Origin of the sequence: Dyadobacter sp. 32 (genome assembly GCF_902506755.1) — a bacterium.
In the GTDB taxonomy this organism is placed as follows: domain Bacteria; phylum Bacteroidota; class Bacteroidia; order Cytophagales; family Spirosomataceae; genus Dyadobacter.
In genome coordinates this window covers 5,224,395-5,243,189 of record NZ_LR735258.1, presented here as the reverse complement: position 1 = coordinate 5,243,189, position 18,795 = coordinate 5,224,395, and the positions used below count along the sequence as shown (strand labels likewise).

Here is an 18,795-nt window from a genome sequence, read left to right as displayed (position 1 = left end):
GAAAAAGATACATCAAAATTCATCATCATCTCCACCGCCGCCACCGCCTGTCTTTTCCCTTTCTTTGGAACGGTTCAGGCGATAGGAAAACATCACCAGCACTTGTCTGGCTCTCCACTGAAATTCCGATTCGGAAAAGTAACCTGCATTTTCCACGATGCGACGCTGTATGCGGCTATTTAGCAAATCACGCACGCTGGCAGTGATGGTAGCCTTGCCATTGAGCACATCTCTGGAAAGTCCCAGGTCAATAGAATACTGCGCCAGATCTCTCCCCTGGGTGGTATTGCGAGGTGCACGATAATTTACAGAGGTTTGAAAATCGATATTTTTAAACAGCGTTACCCGAGAGGAGACGCGGCTGTTCCAGGTATACGTATCGCTTTTTAATATTTTGTCATTGAAAACACCCTGATTAATCGCGCGGAATATATTCGCATTGGCCGTCCATTTCCACCATTCAAATGGGTCATAGGTAAGGTTGAATTCAAACCCATACGCATCACCGGTTGATAAATTGACAGGCGTGATTCTTGTAAATCCGGTCGAATCCACCGAAGTAATATTCTCTACCACACCCAGCCGGTGACGGTAATACAAGCTGGACAACAAAGATCCTTTGGGCATGTTGAGTAAATGGCCTGCCTCGAAGGAGTGTGTATATTCAGGATTTAAAAGCGGATTACCTGCCCTGAAAACCCGTGAATCGCTAAAATTCGAAAATGGCAAAAGATCTCTGAATCCCGGACGACTTAGTCTGTAGCTGTAACTCAGCTGCACCGTTTGGGCGTCTTCCAGCTTGTAAGACAGGTGCACACTTGGAAACAAATTGAAATACCGACGGTGATTTTTCAATCCCGTTTTTTTCAATTCGGTAAGAATATCCGAATATTCACCCCTTAATCCGGCCTGAACGAAAAATTTGCCATACTGATTGCTGGCCATCAGGTAGCCCGCATGAATCTGCTCATTATAAGCCAGCCGATTGTCGAAATCCGGTAGGATCACCCAATCCTTCTGCTCGTCTTGCTGATGGACCGAAAAGTCGTTATCCAGTAACCTGATCGAGCTTTTAAGGCCGGTTTCTACCTTACCATTTTTACCGAAGGGATGAATATAATCAAGCTGGAAAAGCATATTTTTTTCATCCTCCGTATTGAACGAACGCTGAACAATTTCCGGCCCGCCCAATATAGTTTCATTGAATCTGGCCGCTTCTGTTTCGTCGCTCAGTATGTATTTCACGGTAAAGGCCAGGTTCTGCCCCTTTTTTTCAAACGTTTTTTCATAATTAATGGCTGCCTCAAAATTGTTTCGAGGCTCCCGTTCCCTCTCGTTACGCACCACCGTTTCGGTAAGATTGTTACTAAAATCAAAATCCCGGTATTCCAGTCTCGAGGTATTGTTATTCTGAGACTTCCGATAGGAAATCGTGCCTGTCAGGGTGTTGTGGCTATTGATGAAATAATCGGCCCCGACCATGAAACTGTTGGAATAACCACCGCGATTTCTGCGGCTGTCCTGTTCGTAAACAAAACTCGTATCGGCACTGCCGTATTCCTGCCTGGAAGTTCCTCTTCCCGGCCCTTCCCGGTACATATTGCCATAGCTACCCATCAGGTTGACCTTCTTTCTCCTGTAATTTACGTTAAATGACCCTCCGAAATTGGCAGGATACCCTGCGGTCGCGGTGAAAGAGCCATTCAGTCCATATCGGATGTTTTTTTTCATGACAATATTCAGGATTCCCACTTCACCTTCTGCGTCATAGCGTGACGACGGATTGGTGATAATCTCAATACTTTCGATCAGGTCTCCCGGAATTTGCCGCAGCGCATCGGCCGGATTCATACCCACCATACCCGATTGTTTTCCATCGATCAGAATCCGCACGTTCTGGCTTCCCCGTAAGGCTACATTCCCGTCCACATCCACGGTCACCGAAGGCATGTTATTGAGGATATCCGAGGCGTTACTCCCAATGTTGCTCAGGTCTTTGCCCACATTAAACACCCGCTTGTCCAGTTGCAATTCCATCTGACTTTTCTCTCCCCTCACCACCAGCTCCTCGAGTAATTGTGAATTTGATTTCATCGAGATCGTTCCAAGATCTACTGCGGCGTTTCCCACAATTATATTGGGAACAATTTTCTCATCGAGGCTTAAATAGGTGATTTTGAGGAAATAATTTCCCTGACCAGCAGGAATGACAAACCGGCCATTTTCATCAGAAGCAATCCCACCCACCAACGCCGAATCCCGGGATGAGTACATGGCCACATTGGCAAAAAGTACGGGCTGTTTGTTGGCGTCTTCCAGCTTGCCCGTAATAACCACGTTGTCTGTGGTTTCATCCTGGGCATAGGCCTGAGACAAATCGAACAGAAAAAGTAGTATAAGAAAAATTCGGATTGTCATAATAACGAAATATGTTAGGTCAGCCCCCTCAGAAACAATGCGCAACAGGTCATATCGAGGACTTTTGAAGTATTACACTTAAACCTGTTATCACTGAAAGCGCAAATCATATCGACTCTAACACCTAAATCTGTGCCATCAAGTTCATTTTATAGCAAAAAAAACAACTATCTGCGTGAATATCAGCATAAACTTTGGCAGAGTAACCGCCTACTTATCTCACCAAGCGTCTAAACATTTTTCGCCCATCGCCCATCTCCTCTCCATGCAGCTACCTTATTCAATTGCACATATTCTTTTCCTGCCCATCGTCCTATTAGCCAGCGGTATCTGTGACGCACAGACGGGAACAGAAGCCGAACCCGTACGGTATGTGGGTGGTGAGGTGGCCAATCCCAATTTCCACGACGGAGCATTACGATATGCAGTGGGTGTGGAAAACATCCAGACGCTCCGGGCAAATCGTTCACATCCCGAAAAAGCCGATGGCTTTGGCTGGACCTACAACCACGCTTCCAACCTGGCTTACTGGCATGGCCGGTTTTACCAGCAATACCTGAGCGGTGTGGCCGACGAGCACATTGCACCGGTTCAAACATTGCTTACAACCTCTCCCGATGGACGCAATTGGGGTAAACCCGAGGTCGTGTTCCCGCCTTATCAAGCCCCTGCCGGTGTAACGATTCCCAAAGGTTCGACCGGCTACATGATGCACCAGCGGATGGGCTTTTACGTAGCTCCCGACGGGCGGTTGCTCGTCCTGGGCTTTTACGGACATACCGAGGATCCGTTTAAAGAAGGGGGCATAGGGCGTGTGGTACGTGAGGTGTACAAGAATGGCAGTTATGGACCCATTTATTTTATCCGATACACTTCACACGCCGATTGGAATGAAAAAAATACTTCCTATCCCTTTTATAAAAAATCCACTGACAAAGGTTTCGTTTCCGCTTGTGATGCCTTGCTGGGCGACAAGCTCAAAACGCTGCAATGGTGGGATGAAGACCGGGGCCTGGATCAGTTTTACAGCATCCGGGATACAACAAATGGAGACCACATGCAGGCATTATCTTATTTTCACCGGAAGGACGGCAAGGTTGTTGGCTTGTGGAAATTCTCACATGTAACGCTTTCCGCAGACGAAGGCAAGACCTGGTCACGACCGGTGGTGGCGCCCTCACTGATTATGGCTGGCGGCAAAAACTGGGGACAGCGTACAGCAGACGGGCGGTATGCGATGAGCTACAATCCCATCGCCACCCAGGAACACAGGTATCCGCTGATCGTAACGACCGGTGATGACGGCATTCTGTTCGACAACATGCTCCTGGTTCATGCCGAAGTACCACCCAGGCGGTTTTTTGGGAGATGGAAAGATTTTGGCCCCTGTTACGTGCGGGGCATTACGGAAGGTGAGGGCGTACCCCCGGGTAATGATATGTGGCTGACCTATACCGTCAACAAGGAGGATGTATGGATCAGCCGGGTACCCGTCCCGGTCAAATACAAGGTCTCAGGACCGGTTCATGACCATTTCGACCAGATGAAAACCGATGCGCCGGTGACCGACTGGAACATCTACGCTCCCCGATGGGCTCCGGTGAAAGTTGCTTCCTTCCCTTCGGAAAAGAACAAGAGCCTCCAATTATCCGACAGCGACCCTTATGATTACGCCAGGGCCATCCGGGTCTTTCAGGAAGGAACCCAGGCAGATATTTCCTTCCGCGTAATGGCAAAACAAACAACAGGGAATTTTGAAATAGATGTGACCGACCGATACGGAAACCGGCCTGTCAGGATCAGTTTGGATTCCACCGGTCATATCAATGCCGGGAATGGATCTGCACAAAAGAGACTTGGGATTTACAACGCAGGCAAATGGCACCAATTCGAAATCAGAGTCAATGCGACATTAACCGGCACTTTTGACCTTTTTATTGACAGCAAAAAAGTATTGGAAAACGCACCATTATACGTTGCCGTGAAATCCGTAGAACGCATCTCCTTCCGCACGGGAGCATACAGGAATAAACCCGACCGCACCACACCCAATGAAGATCCTCACCCTCCACTGCCGGGTGCCGATGAACCGGTAGCCGAAATGCGCTATTATGTGAATGATGTGAAGGTGGTGAGTGAGTAGCGGACGGACGGGCGATCAAACGTAGATCTAATGTTTACAGCTTATTAAAGCTTCTGAAACTATGGATTCAAAGTCTGGGCTCAATTAATTTTCCTGTTCTACCGACCTCATTTGCTATTTCACCATAGCTGTTGTTTAGATTCTGTGTTGGTAACCTATAAAAATTTCAATTTTTTATACCTTTGTTCTTGAAGGCAGCCCAGAGTTAGCCAGTATAGCATGTTTATGCCTTTTGTGCTGACATGCTATTTTTTTGTTCTGCTTTTTTGCTTTCGTATGATTTGTCATAGCTTGTTTTTGTCTTAAATAGCGTATAAGCCAGTTCCAATAGTTTTCTTTGAACAGCTATCAACGCCTTCATTTTTATGCCCTGTTTACTGACGATCCTGAGGTACATATTTTTAAAATTTTCATCCCATTTTACTGCGCTCATTGATGGTAAAAACATTGCCTTCCTTAAACTTCGGTTCCCTTTTTTAGATATCCTTGGCTTGCTTTTAACCGATGTGCCCGATTGTTTTTCTTTGACATCAAAGCCAGCATAACTTGTTAACTGCTTCTTATTTCGTATCAATTCAAAACCGTTTGTTTCTCCCAAAATAATCGCAGCCGTTAATTCTCCTACGCCTGGAATACTACTGATAATCTCTACCTCTTTTTGAAGCTCAGCATTCTGTTTAATGATCTGGTCTAAATCTTTCTTGATTTCCTTTTCCTGACTACTGAGAAACTTGATTCGCTCCTTCAAACGCTCTAAACTCCGTTCATGTGGCTCCGCTTCCTGACTTTCTGCATGAAGCTGATTTTTTACCATTGATCGCTCTAAAACCACCTGATCGCGCTCCCTGGTAAGCTGTTGCAGGCTTTTATAAGTTTTTTCAGGACGCTTCCAACAGTCTAGCTTTCGCTCCAACCCAAACCTGGCTATGGCTTCAGAACAGCTTTTATCAGTAACTGTTTTGACCTCCAAAGTTCTGATGTAATTACTGATCTTGTTTGGTAAAATTATGCTTAAAGCACAACCATGAGCATCCAGAAAATAAGCAAACTTTTGATGATAAACACCTGTGGCCTCCATCACAAATCGAACTTCTTTATCAGAGTCTGTCAACTTTTTAGTCCATGTCAACAAGGATGAAAAGCCCTTTTCACTGTTACTGAAAACTTTATAAGCATACAACTCAATACTCAAATCTTCAAGCAAACGGCCTAACGTGACCACTAATTCCTTCTGTGCAACATCCACTCCCAATACTTGTTTTAAAGCGTTCATCGTTCTAATGTTAATGGTTAACATGAAGTGATGAATCTCCCGGCGTCTTGTCTCCTGGTTGGATATTCTGGATATTGAGCTATACTCAATTCCTTACATTCTGTTCAGACTCGAAAAGATAAAAAAGGATGAGGCAATTTCTAAACAACAATATACTTCATGAGTTATTAAGGTGATGATCTGCTCTCATCCTTTTATCACTTTATCTTACAAATCTAACTTTTATCCTTCCGACTGAATTAACTTTGTAAACATAGGAGATGATACTTGATGGAGCCGATCCGTAGTTGGTTGGCAATATGTTGAAAGAGGTTAGATGCAATTTTTGAATCTAAATCCTTTCACAAAGTCCGTGCTTAACACCACCTACTTCGTCGAATCGATCTTGGATAATAGAATAAAATTGATTATCTCCGTGTTCATGCTTCCTAAATATTGAGTATGCAACAAGATCCGCCATCTGAATTAGTCTGGAAGCTTTGGAATCGAGAAACAATGGCACTTCTGATAAATTTTTTAATACTCCCCATTTGTGGCCAAATGTTCTAAAGTCGGTCGCCAAACCCTGGAGTGTTTCTTCGTACGTAGATTTGTCGAAGATGATAATTCCTCTTTGAGAGTTTTCATCCTTGTGTAGTCTGGTAAGATAATGGTCAAATCGACTTGCTAGCTGTTCAAATGTAAAATACACAGGATCCTCTGGGGATATTTTACTTTTGTCTACAACACATGCAAAAATTCTATTTGACCTATTGGACTGTGCAAATATTTGCAATGCCTCACGGATGTAGCGACAGCGATCCTCCTTGGATATCTTTCTCCAGACACCCTTACCTCCAAACATAGGATTGCCATGAAATTCAATACGATCAGGTTCTGCCGGATCAATCTCTCTAGCTAGAGCATCCAAGCTTTTAGAGATCCACCATCCTTGTCTTTCGAACAAGGATATCCCGGCTAATACGAAATGTGTTTGGGAGGCAGTTGTACTGCTACCCGACTCGTCCGCGTATAGTAAGTACATAAAAAAGGCAGCCAAGGAGAAACCATGTTCTCGCGATCTGAAAAAGTCAGACCTCTCAACTGCATATCAAAGTAAGGATTTTTAAACCTAAAAACCAAACACATTTAAATTTAATACCTACCTTTAATTAATTGCGGTACCGTTATTTTCTCGTGTCAACACGACATGACAACCTGATTCCAAAAGATTTAAATCTCCCTCAATGCACCACAACAAATCATGGCACTGTCTGTCGGGTGCCCCATTAAGTTTGGACACATATATGGGCAGTGTTTGCTCCCAGGCCCCCACACCATGGCACAATCGAAGTATCCGATTGTTATTCTGTTCGAATGGAGTTGATTGGGTTGGCAAGTGATGCTTTGACAGCCTGAAAACTCACGGTACAAAATGCAATCATTAAGGCAATGCCCCCAGCCAACAGGTAAATCCAGAAGGGGATATCCGTGCGCATGGCAAATCCTTCCAGCCATTTATTCATAAGTATGGTACCGATGGGGATAGATATCAGAAAAGCAATGGCTACCAGTATCAAAAAGTCTTTTGATAATAAATACAAAATAGAAATCTCTGAACTTCCCAACACCTTTCTAATACCTACTTCCTTGGTTCGTTTGGAAATAACAAACGACGACAAACCAAACAGTCCTATGGCTGCAATGAATATACTCAGCAGCGAAAACACTTTTAGGATGGTGCCAAATCGGACTTCATCCCGGTATTGGCGATTGAAGAAGTCATCCAGAAAAAAGAATTCGACCGCATTGCCGGGAAATATTTTCTTATAAGCTTCTGTAACCAGGTTTATATCTCGATGCACATCAGTAGCATTAAGCGACACAGAAACGTAATCATTTCCCCAGGGAATAAAGTACAGAATCAGGGGAGTCTTGCTTTTCTTAAATGACTCCTGCTGAAAATCTTTCATAACGCCAATGACCTTTTTGACTTCGACGCCTACCTGAATCTCCTGATTGAGCGCACTTTCGGCTGAGGTATAACCCAGAACCTTCAACGCTGTTTCATTGATGATCACCGTATTCCCGAAATCCGAAATTCTCTCCTCCGAGAAGTTTCTGCCGGCAATAAGTTTAATGCCGTAACAGGGTATGTAATCATCATCCACGGAAACAATGCTGAAAATACTTTTCTCATATTCGGATGCTTCCTTTCGTTTAAATTCATTGGTCCAGAAAATTTCTTTTCCAGGCACTTCGGAGGACGTCGCTATTTTCGCCATAGAGGGATACTGCAACAACGCATCCTTAAATGCGCGCATCTCATCGGTATAGCTGCCACTATTGAGAATTTTCGGGGCGCGGATAATCAATTTATTATTGATCGTAATCCCCAGTGCCTGTTCCTGCATGAAACGGATCTGTTTTCCGATAATCAGGGTGCCGATAATTAAAAGGATGGAAGCTGTAAACTGCAAAATCACCATGCCTTTCCTGAATTGCGCTCCTGTGACACTTTTGACAAACCTACCCTTCAAAGCACTGATCGGTTGGAAGGACGACAAAACGAATGCGGGATACAACGCGGACAGGCATGTTCCGATCGCAAGCGTCAACGCGACCGGGATCCAGAATGACCTTTGATTCAAAAAGCCCGATGCGATATCCTTTCCTACCAACTCATTAAAATACGGTTTGACGATCAGCAGAAGAATCACTGCAATTCCCATCGCGGCAAAACTCAGCATCAGGGATTCCAAAAGAAACTGAAAAATGAGCTGCGACCTCCCCGATCCCATCACCTTTCGTATACCCACTTCCTTTGCTCTTTCCATGGCTTTCACGGTGGAGAGGTTCTGGTAATTAAGCCAGGCAATGCCAATAATAAGCAACGCAACAATCAGGATAAAAGAGACGAGTTGCGCGTTCCCATTCACACCCATTTCGGAGAAAATGTTGGAATGCAGGTGAATATCTCTGATGGGTTGTAAAACGAATTTCTGCTTGTTATTTGATTTCAACATTTCCCTGCCCAGGTGCCGGTAGAGAATGGTATCCATTTTAGACTGAAACTGTTCGATATCAGTGCCGGGCTGCAATCGAAGGTAATTATAGAAGTTGGTCCAATACCAAGCACCATGCTGGAACTGGGCATTGGCAAGGAGTTTTTCAATGGAAAACAGCAGATCAAATTGCATGTGGCTGTTTGCGGGCAGGTCTTTCACCACGCCTTCTACCACATAGTCCCCACCCTGCCACTCCGTTGTAAGCGTCAGTACTTTTCCCAATGGTTCGGCATCTCCGAAATATCTTTTGGCAACGGTTTCTGTGATTACGACCGAGTTTGGGTTTTTTAGCACATGATCTTTGTTCCCTTTTACCAAAGGAAAATTGAACATGGAAAAGAGACCAGAGTCAGCATAAAAGCCCCTGCGTTCAAAATTACTGATGATCACGCCGTCCTTCTGATATTGGATCATGCCATCCGCACGATGCAGGCGTACGTAGTCCTGTATCTCTTCGCAGGTTTCTTTCAGTGCTGGTGATTCGCCATAATAGCTGGTGGCACTGCTGTTTTCAAAGGACCCGCCATGGTAACTATCCAACCGGATTCGGTAGATATTCTCGCCGTGGAAATTATCAAAATTCAATTCAAAAGCCACATACTGAAACAGCAACAAAGATGCCGCAAGCCCTAATCCGAGGCCCAGCAGATTAATCATCGAGAACACTTTGTGCCGGACCAGACTTCTATAAGCGCTGATTATATAATTGCTTAGCATGGAACGTGTCGTTAGGAGTGAGGATTGACCATGAGGTTCTGCACCCGAAACCGAATGCCTTGCCCATATCGACCTCATTTTTCTGCAATATAACTATTTTATTAGTTCTATTACTTTGAAGTTAGTTATGATGATACATCCAGCCGTATCCGGGAGACTATGGCCATCAAAGACAGGCTATTATTCAAACGATTCAACCGCCTCTTGAAGATCTTCCTTTATAAATTCCCAATACTTTCCCCGTAAGCAAATGGGATCAAAATCCTGATCTGCCTTGCTGAAATCTTTAAGGTTTTTCAGGATCAACCCTCTATCATGGTTAAATTCGTAGCGTAGCTTGTGCAGATCCAGCATTTCATTCATGCTATACTTAGGCAACAGTTCATGCAGATCCCAAAAATCCTTTTTTCTTCCACCCCGTTGTACAACGTCCATTTTCATGGCTATTATTTCTTCGACAGTTGCCATTCTTATATTGTCAGCCAGAAAGGCCGGTTGTATAAATGGATCAGCGTAGAAAATGTCCAGTTTGACGACATTGTCGCTGTCTGAGCCAACTGTGTAAGACTTTCCCATTGCGGCCTGCCTATTTGAAAAATGGGCTACATGGGCAAATTTTTCCTTCAGACAACTTTCCAAAGCATTAAAATCTATACTGCCGTAAGTCACATCTGTGAACAAATCTATATCAACAGAGATTCGGTGCCCAAGCTGCAAACTAAGAGAGGTCCCGCCGACAAGTCTAAAGCTTTCAAATTCTCTGACGGACATGAGTGACAGAAGACTTTGCTTTAAAAGCTCATTGACAGTGTTGTAATACAGCATAACTTTTTGTTAGGGTTCATTCTCATGCAATGCCAGGGGAGGGCTCACTTTAGTAGGTAGCACCGAATCAATTTTAGACTTCCCATAAAACCTTATCACTTCCTGCTTCTCATGATCATCCCCCCGCTCAAAAACCCTTTCTATTACAGCGACCGCCTGTTTTTGCCAGTCGATGCGATTGATATCAGTGTCCCAAAAGAGAGCTTTTCGTAAAATGGAGAGATCCGGAGTGCCCTTTGCCAATTTTTCCTTCTCTTTCCTAATGTCATAGAAAGCTTGCAACATCACAAATGTACCCTCGGCAAGGCCCAGCTCCGTTTCAATTCTTAGTGCAAGAGAGGTCGTGATACCCCGTTTGCCTTTTACAATTGCGTTAAAGCTTTGTACATGTTCAGATATGGCCATGGCAAACGGGCGCTGTTTGATTGATCGCTTCTTCAGTTCGCGGTCAAGAACAATTCCAGGATGAATGCCTTTATATTTTTCAAATCGCCTTTCCATAACTCAAATATATAAACATTTTTGCTTATATTATGAAGTACTTAGCTACCCACCCTCCTATTCCCATCAACCCACCATGCCAACCCCAGCACAATCACCTGCAATATCACAAACGAAACAAACAAAACCATGACATTATCTTCCGGTGGCGGGCCGAATAGATTGTAGGCGTTGGCCAGGACGAAAAAGCCGGTCATGATCCACAGACCCCAGGTCCCTTGGGCGTTGATGGCTTTTGTACTTTTTGCATACATATATACGCCGCCGAAAAAGATCATACTTTCCAGCAATATGGTGATCATCTTGTAATTCCATAAACCCATCCCGACTTTGAAATCACCAAAAGGCGTCAGAGGCAGATCCGGGATGTGGACAATCACATCCAGAAACCAGTGGCTCAACACCGCCAGGCCGACAATAACAGCACTTTTGACATCCTTTTTGAAAAACCAGAAGGCGCCGCCTACGATAAGTCCCCAGACAAGTCCCATGAAAAGGCTGTGCGTATACGGATAATGGACAAACTCGAAAGGTGTCACTTCGGTAAAACCGGGATGTACTTTCACGGTTTCAAGGTTGAAGAGCAATAAAAACGGCCACAGGATATCTACAAACTCCACGGCTACAAAAAGCATGGTAAGCGAAACTTTGGGAGCGACTTTCTTCGCGGCAAGGGCGAGACCGTAATGTCCTAAAAACATAATTTCTGACTTGGTTTGGTACGTTACAAAAGTACCGGTCCGCCCAGCCAGGCTACTTGACAAAAATCAAGAAAATGAATTGGCGGAAAATATTCTATTTTTTTGAGTTGTTTGTTTTTGCGGGATCACTGCAGCTGTTTTCTCCGGATACGGCTGATGGTTTCGGGCGTCATACCCAGCATGGAAGCAAGGTATTGCAGCGGTACCTGATTAAAAATCTCCCGGTTTTTCTCAAAGAAAAAATGGTATCGCTCCTCCGCTGTCATCGAGATAAACGAAAAAATCCGGTCTTCCATCATCGTGAAACAATGGGCAAGAAATAACTTTTCCGTTTCCGGCCATTTCGGGATAATCTCCCCTATCCGGTTGTATTCCGCCCGTTCAATCACAAATATGTCCAGGGTCGTCAGTGCCTGCATATTCCAACGCGAAGGCGTTTGAAAAAGCAAACTCGACAGATCGGCCACGAAATAACCTTTGGTTGATATCCACTGTGTCACTTCCTTGCCGTCCACATCCGCATAAATCCGCAAAAGCCCGGATTGTATGAAACAGAGCTGATTACACTTTTTGCCCGCTTTCAGGAAATAATCGCCTTTGTTCAAAGTTTTCTTCCTGAACAGCGCAGACACTTTTACAAGGTCGTCCTGATCAAAGGTGAAATAGGAATGAAGGTATTGTTCGAGATCGGTCATATTTTGGCTGTTGGCTGTTGGCTATCAGCTGTTGGTTGGGCCGCATAGGCTGGACCGCATAGGCTGGGCCGCACAGGCTGTCAGATTTTTGCACGGAACGAAATGTTGGATTATTTGACTTCCCCTGTTGTTCTTGCTTTAAAATTCGTGATAAGAAATCAAATGCCAAAGCCAGAAGCGGTTTCCTGGTGAATTTCTTATGACAAAATTTTAGAGGATAGCTTTTCGCTTTCTTTTGGCATGGCGGAGAGTGGTTTGATGCGGATGCCTTTGTCAATACCTTAGTGGCTGGATTTTGCCGCTTGTTAAGGAAACTTCCTTTCAATCGGATTCGATATCCCTTGAGTTTTTCAAAACCATCACCAAAAGTCCATTCACGGCATGGGAGATCAGGATAAGTTCAATCTTTGACGCTATTAATCGACGCTCATTTCAAATGTTTATAAAAATTCAGGTCTAACAAGGTCTGGCATTCTTTACAGAATCGGAGCGTTGTAAACTGTAGATAATATAAATTTACCGTCTCAGGCTGCGAATAACAGGGGGCTAGTGCTTTTACAAACAGACAATAAACTTATCCAAATAAATCAAAGAACATCCTTATTCCAATAATACAAAAACAAACCTTTTTAAATGTGTCGGTTAAAGATGCCGTGAGGACACCGACCACGGTTGGATAGGATTCAGGTTTACGTTACTCGATTATACCATCCAACCAGTTTATCTGCACAATTCCTTTTTTCAGTGTAATATAATAACGATCTTCTGAGATTGGGGTAAGTATTCTAATCACTGCTATATCATTTTTGATATAAATTGGGTTTTCTATTACAAAATTTTCCATTTGAACTTCCTCTTCTCCCCTTACGCAATTTATAATTCTACTCCTTGAATTTTCTGAGAGGAACATGGATCGTAGATCTTTTGATTCAGTCACAAATCCTACCGTTGTATCGTTAATCTTGGCGTAATGTGAATACTCATGAAAATCTCTTTTTAAGGTTGGATCAAACTTAAAAAGTATTTCATTTCTTGAGGAATCCAACAACATTATTGATAATAAATCAAAGGCTTTCGCTAAGTCAGATGGATTTGAATTCAATGAAATCATTTTTTCAAAGTCTTCGTAGGTTAAAAATTCTATTTCATTATGTTTTTCATTTAGAGTTGTATTTTCTCGATCCTTTTTCGAATTGCAGCAGAAAATAAATGGACAAATAAGAAAAAAATAAAAATAAATTGTTCTGTTTCTCATTCTGATTTCTTTAGTACTCTATTAATATTATCTAGATCCTTTGCATATTTTTTTCCTTCAATTACATCCTGCGTTACCTCTTCCAAATATTAGGATATTTGTAACCAGACGGGTAGTACCCCCAGTATCCGTAGCTTGCTGCATTAGATAGTGTTCCAAGGGCACTTGTAATTAGTCCTGCCCTCATATATACATTATAGGAATATTGATATGCTACTCTTTCAGAAAATCTGGCATTCATATTTACTCCAAATTTATAATGATGGAAAGCATGAATCAACTCGTGGCCAGCAGTTGCCCGAAACAAAACATCTGTTGCATTAGTATACATTGGTGAGACATGTAATGATCGATCCTGGCGGGAATAATATCCAGCAACTGTTTTTCCTTTTCTGTTCTGATAGGTTCCAGAGGAATTCATTGTATACCTGTCTCCTGTTTTAGTTGTAATTTCCTGAATACCAAAGGTGCCCACAGATACGCCATAATCACTTTTCATTCTCTCCTCCAATAATTGATCGTTAAATTCGGCTTCGGGGCTAGAATTATAACGTTCTGCGAGTGTTTTCGAGCCATCAACCCCACCTTGAACTACAAGTTCTTGAACAGGAACATCAAAAATAATAGAATAACCTGCCGAAACTCCCCAATCAAAACCACCATTCTCACTCCATCCGATGCCGGCTGCGCCACTAAAATTACCTGCATTTCTGCCAAACCCTATTCCAGCGTTCCATCCTCCGGCTTGACTATATCCCCAACCCAAACTAACACCACTTGGATGTCTTAACCCAGCACCTGCAAACCAACCAGAGGAACCATAGCCTGCATAAATACCAAGCGCACTACCTTGTACAGACCAGTAACCCTGGTCACTTTTAAAATTATACCCGGCCGACACCGAAATACTTGCAAACCCCTTGAAGCCTATTCCGATCTCCAGTCCCAAACTAAATCCACCTTTCCCAAAACCGATTTGTGGGCTTATAAACCAAAAATTTCCGTCAGGATCCGTATACTTCAACGGATTATTCATCGCATAAGTATACCGATTGAAACTCTGGGTCATACCGGGCTCCTGAACGTAGTTATCAGGAGACAACATCCGCCCCAACACCGGATCATACAATCTCCCATTCATGTTAATGAGTCCAAACTGATCCAGATGCTCATGGCCCGTATATCCCCGGTAAAGCCAGTCAGGCAGCCCGGCGGATGCCGTCGGTGCCAGCAGTGCCCAACTATTAGGATCCCGCCTGCGACCCCATGACTGGGCGTCCCCGCATCAAAATTCTGCTCAGCTTCAATACCACCACTGCCGTTGGTGACGGCCAGAATGCTTCCAAGGTGATCGGTATGGTGCGTGCAACTGCCAGGCTTCCCCCATTTATCCCGATAGCAATGTAACCAGACGGAAACGCGAGTACTTTTACTAGGCAGGCAATAAACTTTTTTTCAATAAATCAAAGAACGTCTTTTCTTCTAATAATCCTACATCAAACCGCTATAAATGTGTCAGTTACAGAACCAATGAGAACACAAACCACGGTTGCAAGAAGGTCTATTTTAAAAACCTTAATAGCTTCGAGAAATTATTTTCTGTTGGGTAAATTGGATTTGTTCTGTCTGCTATAAGTGCTAAGTTTCCTTTTTTATCCAGAATTGTATCTCCACGAGCTCTGATTGCGTCCTCCTGATCATTAATATCGTTCAAAATTATATATCTACTGTCTCCTCGATCCTGTTCTAATGTTGGTCTATATTCATATAATGTATATGGGCAAGTAGAGCATGTGATTTGAGCATAAATTTGATTTTTTAACAAAAATTTTGCCACTCTATAAAATTTAAGACTTGAAATACTATCTAATTCAAGTACTTTCATCAGGTTTTTTAATTCAACTTTGCGATATGTACCCACTTGGAGGCCATTTACAAACAAAACAGAATCTTCAAAATAATAATTGTGAGGCATATCTTGCTGGGTCGGCATCGGCAAGTACTTGATAAATTTATTCATTTCTGAGATTGCTATTTCCACCGATTTCAGGCTATCGGCTAGGACAATTTTATTTCTCTCAATCGGACTTATTTTTCCGTAAAAAAGATACAGATAGCTAAATAGCAATATTCCAGCACTGCAAATACTGATGAGTAGTTTGTATATTAATTTCATTATTTAAAATGATTAAATCCTCGTTTGATCATGTTGCCGTCTCTTGGGTCATCAAACTTTCGGTAGTACCATGAGAATTGTGAAGTTCCACTTCTAATTTGATATATACCCGCCCCCCATTCAGCAAAGTTCAACGAATACCCAAATGATTTGGCAGCCACACCAAAGTTGTAATTCCCGTAATCTTGGGGTGCGAATGTCTCCCCCTCGTAAAAACTTTCTTTTCCAATCGATCTTTCCGAATACGCCCCTACTTTGAGATCAAAAGGTCTACCAGTTCCGACTTCTCCTTTAAAAAAATCCATTTTATATTTAAACTTTGATATCGCATTAAGATCGGCTTTGTCTAATTCCCTGGAGGCCATCGAAAAGTAATCGCGAGTTAGTCGGAGCTGTTTATTAAACTTTCGAGTCAAATCAAGTTGATGCGCCGCATGATTAAACGCCGCGGTGAGTCCCGACGTTACAGCTCCGCGCCAGAAGTCTCCACCAGATAGTTCAGCACCTACACCCCCAGTTAATGAAGAGGCGCCTATCGTAGAGGCTGCTGACCAAAACCCATTCATTCCGCTTGTTAGTCCTACCATAAAGGAGCCAACAACGGATCCTGCTGCCCCTCCTGCTGCCCCACTAAGAAAATCTCCTCCCGATAGGTATGAGGTTGTCCCTCCCATAAACGCATAGGCCCCAGCCTGAATTGCCCCTTTGGCAAAGACTGACAAATTTGAAGCAGTTGCCAGGCTTGCACCAACTTCTGATGCAAAACCACCCATAATAGCTCCGGAAACAACGGACATTGAAAATCCAAACCAACTCCAATTCTTAAACCCACCTTTACTGAATGCGATTCCCAATGTATACGCAACGCCGCCAGCAAGAGCTCCAATGAGAGGGTTATTTCCATCAGGGTCATTGTAAAGCAGCGGATTGTTGTGTGCATAGGTGTATCGATTATAATCTTGTGTTCCAAATACATTCTGCACGTAGTTATCCGGGCTCAAAACTCTCCCCAACACCGGATCATACAACCTGCCATTCATATTGATGAGACCAAACTGATCCAGGTGTTCATGGCCCGTATAGCCCCGATAGAGCCAATCAGGAAGGCCAGTTGAAGCAGTGGGTGCCAACAATGCCCAACTGGTTGGATCGCGCCTGCGGCCCCACGGGTCGAAGTTTTGTTCTGCTTCTATACTGCCACTGCCGTTAGTGACGGCCAGAATACTTCCAAGGTGATCAGTATAGGTGTAATGAATAGTGCTGCTATTTTCGACGATGGCAATAAGGCCTACGGGAGCGCTGACATAGTGAATGTATCGGCCCGAGCCATCTTTTTCGAAGCTCGAGAAATAGTACCGTGTCTGAATCGTATTTCCATTTTGTTTCAATTCGCTTTTGATACGGTTGTAATCAGCCCCATAGGTATAAGTTAGGTTAAAAGCACCTTCTGCTACGGTATAGGGCTGCTGGAAGGGCGTGTAGGTAATATCCTGCTGGATGGACGGGATCACATTGGCTGGATTGGTGGCTCTTATACACTAACTTCGCCGCTTAACGACGCAGGGCGGAACGTTTGCCTGTCCGAAATACCAGTGGCACCATTATTGAAGATCAGGTACAGACTGGTTGACGCAGGTGCTCATGATGAAATCATCCGCGGAATTGTGTTAACCAATAAACACTGATAAATTTATCCACTGCAATCTTCGGTAATGCCTGCCGACAGTGCCGGTTGAGGTAACGACAAAAATGGGAAAATAACAACTCTAAAAAATTATTCAACTAATTAAGACAATGACCGAAACAACAAACATCAGAGCTTACGGCACCAAGGCGGCCGAAGCACCATTGAACCAAATGGACATCAAGCGAAGGAAACCTACACCCCATGATGTGGAGATTGATATCCTCTTCTGCGGCGTCTGCCATTCCGATCTGCACACGGCAAGGAGCGAATGGGGGCCGTCGATGTACCCTTGCGTGCCTGGCCACGAGATCGTAGGAAAGGTTATAAGTGTGGGAGAGCATGTGAAAAAATTTAAAGTGGGAGACGTGGTAGGTGTGGGCTGTATGGTGGACTCCTGCCGCGCGTGCCAGTACTGTGAGGAGGATCTGGAGCAGTTCTGCGAATCCGGCATGACGGGGACCTACAATGCGCCCGACAAGCACATTCCGGGAGCGTTCACTTTTGGCGGGTATTCGGAAAGTGTGGTGGTTCATGAGCATTATGTATTGCGCATTCCGGAAAATATGGATCTGGCTGCCGCTGCCCCCTTGCTTTGTGCCGGGATTACTACCTATTCACCGCTGCGTCACTGGCAGGTAGGCCCGGGCAAAAAAGTGGGCGTGGTGGGTATTGGCGGCCTGGGGCACATGGGGATCAAGATTGCCAAGGCGATGGGCGCAGAGGTGGTTGCCTTTACTACTTCGGAATCGAAATTCGCAGAAGCCAAACGTCTTGGTGCGGATGAGGTGGTGCTGTCCAAAGACAAAGCGCAAATGGCAGCTTATTCAGGAAAGCTGCATTTTATACTGGATGCCGTGTCCGCACAGCACGATATCAATGCTTACCTGAACCTGCTGCGGGTTGATGGTTCCCTGGCACTGGTAGGCGCGCCCGAGCATCCGCTTCCGGTGGCTGCGTTCAGTTTGATCATGGGACGTAAAAGTTTTGCAGGTTCCATGATCGGCGGCATTGCCGAAACGCAGGAAATGCTTGATTTCTGCGGTCAGCATCATATCGTTGCAGATATTGAAATGATTGATATTCAGAAAATCAACGAGGCTTATGAGCGGCTCTTAAACGGCGATGTAAAATACCGCTTCGTGATAGACATGGCCTCTTTAAAGGGTCAACCAATGCTGTAAGTGTGCCAATAATGTAATCAGCATCAGTCATATTCAGAAATAATTAAAAAAACACTACCGGATTACGGGTTCTGCCAGGCCGGTAGTGTTTTTGATAAATGGATCGGGTTCGCAACCAACAGGATACCATGTTCTGTTTTTTTTTTAAATTTAAATTTCAGGTAAGGAAGTCGTTG

15 protein-coding genes and 1 pseudogene are annotated in these 18,795 nt (G+C 44.0%); 3 read left to right on the top strand and 13 right to left on the bottom strand.

The annotated features are described in order from the left end of the window. Positions 1–12 precede the first annotated feature (12 nt). The gene (locus tag DYADSP32_RS21525) at positions 13–2,418 is read right to left on the bottom strand and encodes an outer membrane beta-barrel family protein (protein WP_149240827.1); all 2,406 of its coding nucleotides are present in this window, start codon (positions 2,416–2,418) and stop codon (positions 13–15) included. Between the two features lie 175 nt (positions 2,419–2,593). On the opposite strand from DYADSP32_RS21525, the gene DYADSP32_RS21520 reads away from it, so the two are divergent. Further along, entirely contained in the window at positions 2,594–4,561 is a 1,968-nt protein-coding gene (locus DYADSP32_RS21520; protein ID WP_414617950.1) for a hypothetical protein, read from the top strand. A 223-nt stretch (positions 4,562–4,784) separates the two neighbouring features. Here the strand turns inward: DYADSP32_RS21520 and DYADSP32_RS21515 are convergent, their stop codons facing one another. From DYADSP32_RS21515 to DYADSP32_RS21470, 10 genes and pseudogenes are all read right to left on the bottom strand, one after another. Then, positions 4,785–5,834, bottom strand: a complete 1,050-nt coding sequence (locus DYADSP32_RS21515; RefSeq protein ID WP_149240828.1) for an IS110 family transposase — start codon at positions 5,832–5,834, stop codon at positions 4,785–4,787. 331 nt (positions 5,835–6,165) lie between these two features. Continuing rightward, a complete protein-coding gene (locus DYADSP32_RS21510) occupies positions 6,166–6,858 on the bottom strand; it encodes a DUF3800 domain-containing protein (RefSeq protein ID WP_149240829.1) in 693 nt (230 codons plus the stop codon). Between the two features lie 319 nt (positions 6,859–7,177). Beyond that, a complete protein-coding gene (locus DYADSP32_RS21505) occupies positions 7,178–9,598 on the bottom strand; it encodes an ABC transporter permease (RefSeq protein ID WP_414617949.1) in 2,421 nt (806 codons plus the stop codon). A gap of 180 nt (positions 9,599–9,778) precedes the next feature. After that, the gene (locus DYADSP32_RS21500; RefSeq protein ID WP_149240831.1) at positions 9,779–10,423 is read right to left on the bottom strand and encodes a nucleotidyl transferase AbiEii/AbiGii toxin family protein; all 645 of its coding nucleotides are present in this window, start codon (positions 10,421–10,423) and stop codon (positions 9,779–9,781) included. Between the two features lie 9 nt (positions 10,424–10,432). After that, positions 10,433–10,924: a DUF6922 domain-containing protein gene (locus DYADSP32_RS21495; RefSeq protein WP_149240832.1), complete on the bottom strand. Its 492-nt coding sequence runs from the start codon at positions 10,922–10,924 to the stop codon at positions 10,433–10,435. Between the two features lie 41 nt (positions 10,925–10,965). Next, positions 10,966–11,625 carry a hypothetical protein gene (locus tag DYADSP32_RS21490; RefSeq protein WP_149240833.1) on the bottom strand — a complete coding sequence of 220 codons (660 nt, stop codon included), beginning with the start codon at positions 11,623–11,625 and terminating at the stop codon, positions 10,966–10,968. Positions 11,626–11,750: 125 nt separating this feature from the next. After that, positions 11,751–12,320: a Crp/Fnr family transcriptional regulator gene (locus DYADSP32_RS21485; protein ID WP_149240834.1), complete on the bottom strand. Its 570-nt coding sequence runs from the start codon at positions 12,318–12,320 to the stop codon at positions 11,751–11,753. Between the two features lie 694 nt (positions 12,321–13,014). Beyond that, on the bottom strand, positions 13,015–13,575 hold the full coding sequence (locus DYADSP32_RS21480; protein WP_149240835.1) for a hypothetical protein: 561 nt from the start codon (positions 13,573–13,575) through the stop codon (positions 13,015–13,017). Between the two features lie 73 nt (positions 13,576–13,648). Further along, the gene (locus DYADSP32_RS21475; protein ID WP_414618190.1) at positions 13,649–14,611 is read right to left on the bottom strand and encodes a hypothetical protein; all 963 of its coding nucleotides are present in this window, start codon (positions 14,609–14,611) and stop codon (positions 13,649–13,651) included. Between the two features lie 24 nt (positions 14,612–14,635). Then, positions 14,636–14,716: pseudogene (locus tag DYADSP32_RS21470) on the bottom strand (hypothetical protein); the annotation flags it as partial. 125 nt (positions 14,717–14,841) lie between these two features. Between DYADSP32_RS21470 and DYADSP32_RS21465 the strand changes: the two are divergent. Then, on the top strand, positions 14,842–14,982 hold the full coding sequence (locus DYADSP32_RS21465) for a hypothetical protein (RefSeq protein ID WP_414617948.1): 141 nt from the start codon (positions 14,842–14,844) through the stop codon (positions 14,980–14,982). Between the two features lie 154 nt (positions 14,983–15,136). Here the strand turns inward: DYADSP32_RS21465 and DYADSP32_RS21460 are convergent, their stop codons facing one another. Both DYADSP32_RS21460 and DYADSP32_RS21455 read right to left on the bottom strand, forming a co-directional pair. Then, on the bottom strand, positions 15,137–15,751 hold the full coding sequence (locus tag DYADSP32_RS21460; RefSeq protein ID WP_149240837.1) for a hypothetical protein: 615 nt from the start codon (positions 15,749–15,751) through the stop codon (positions 15,137–15,139). Next, entirely contained in the window at positions 15,751–17,262 is a 1,512-nt protein-coding gene (locus DYADSP32_RS21455) for an RHS repeat-associated core domain-containing protein (protein ID WP_149240838.1), read from the bottom strand. Before DYADSP32_RS21455 ends, DYADSP32_RS21460 begins: the two co-directional genes overlap by 1 nt. A gap of 283 nt (positions 17,263–17,545) precedes the next feature. Between DYADSP32_RS21455 and DYADSP32_RS21450 the strand changes: the two genes are divergently transcribed. Continuing rightward, on the top strand, positions 17,546–18,619 hold the full coding sequence (locus DYADSP32_RS21450; protein WP_149240839.1) for an NAD(P)-dependent alcohol dehydrogenase: 1,074 nt from the start codon (positions 17,546–17,548) through the stop codon (positions 18,617–18,619). Positions 18,620–18,795 lie beyond the last annotated feature (176 nt).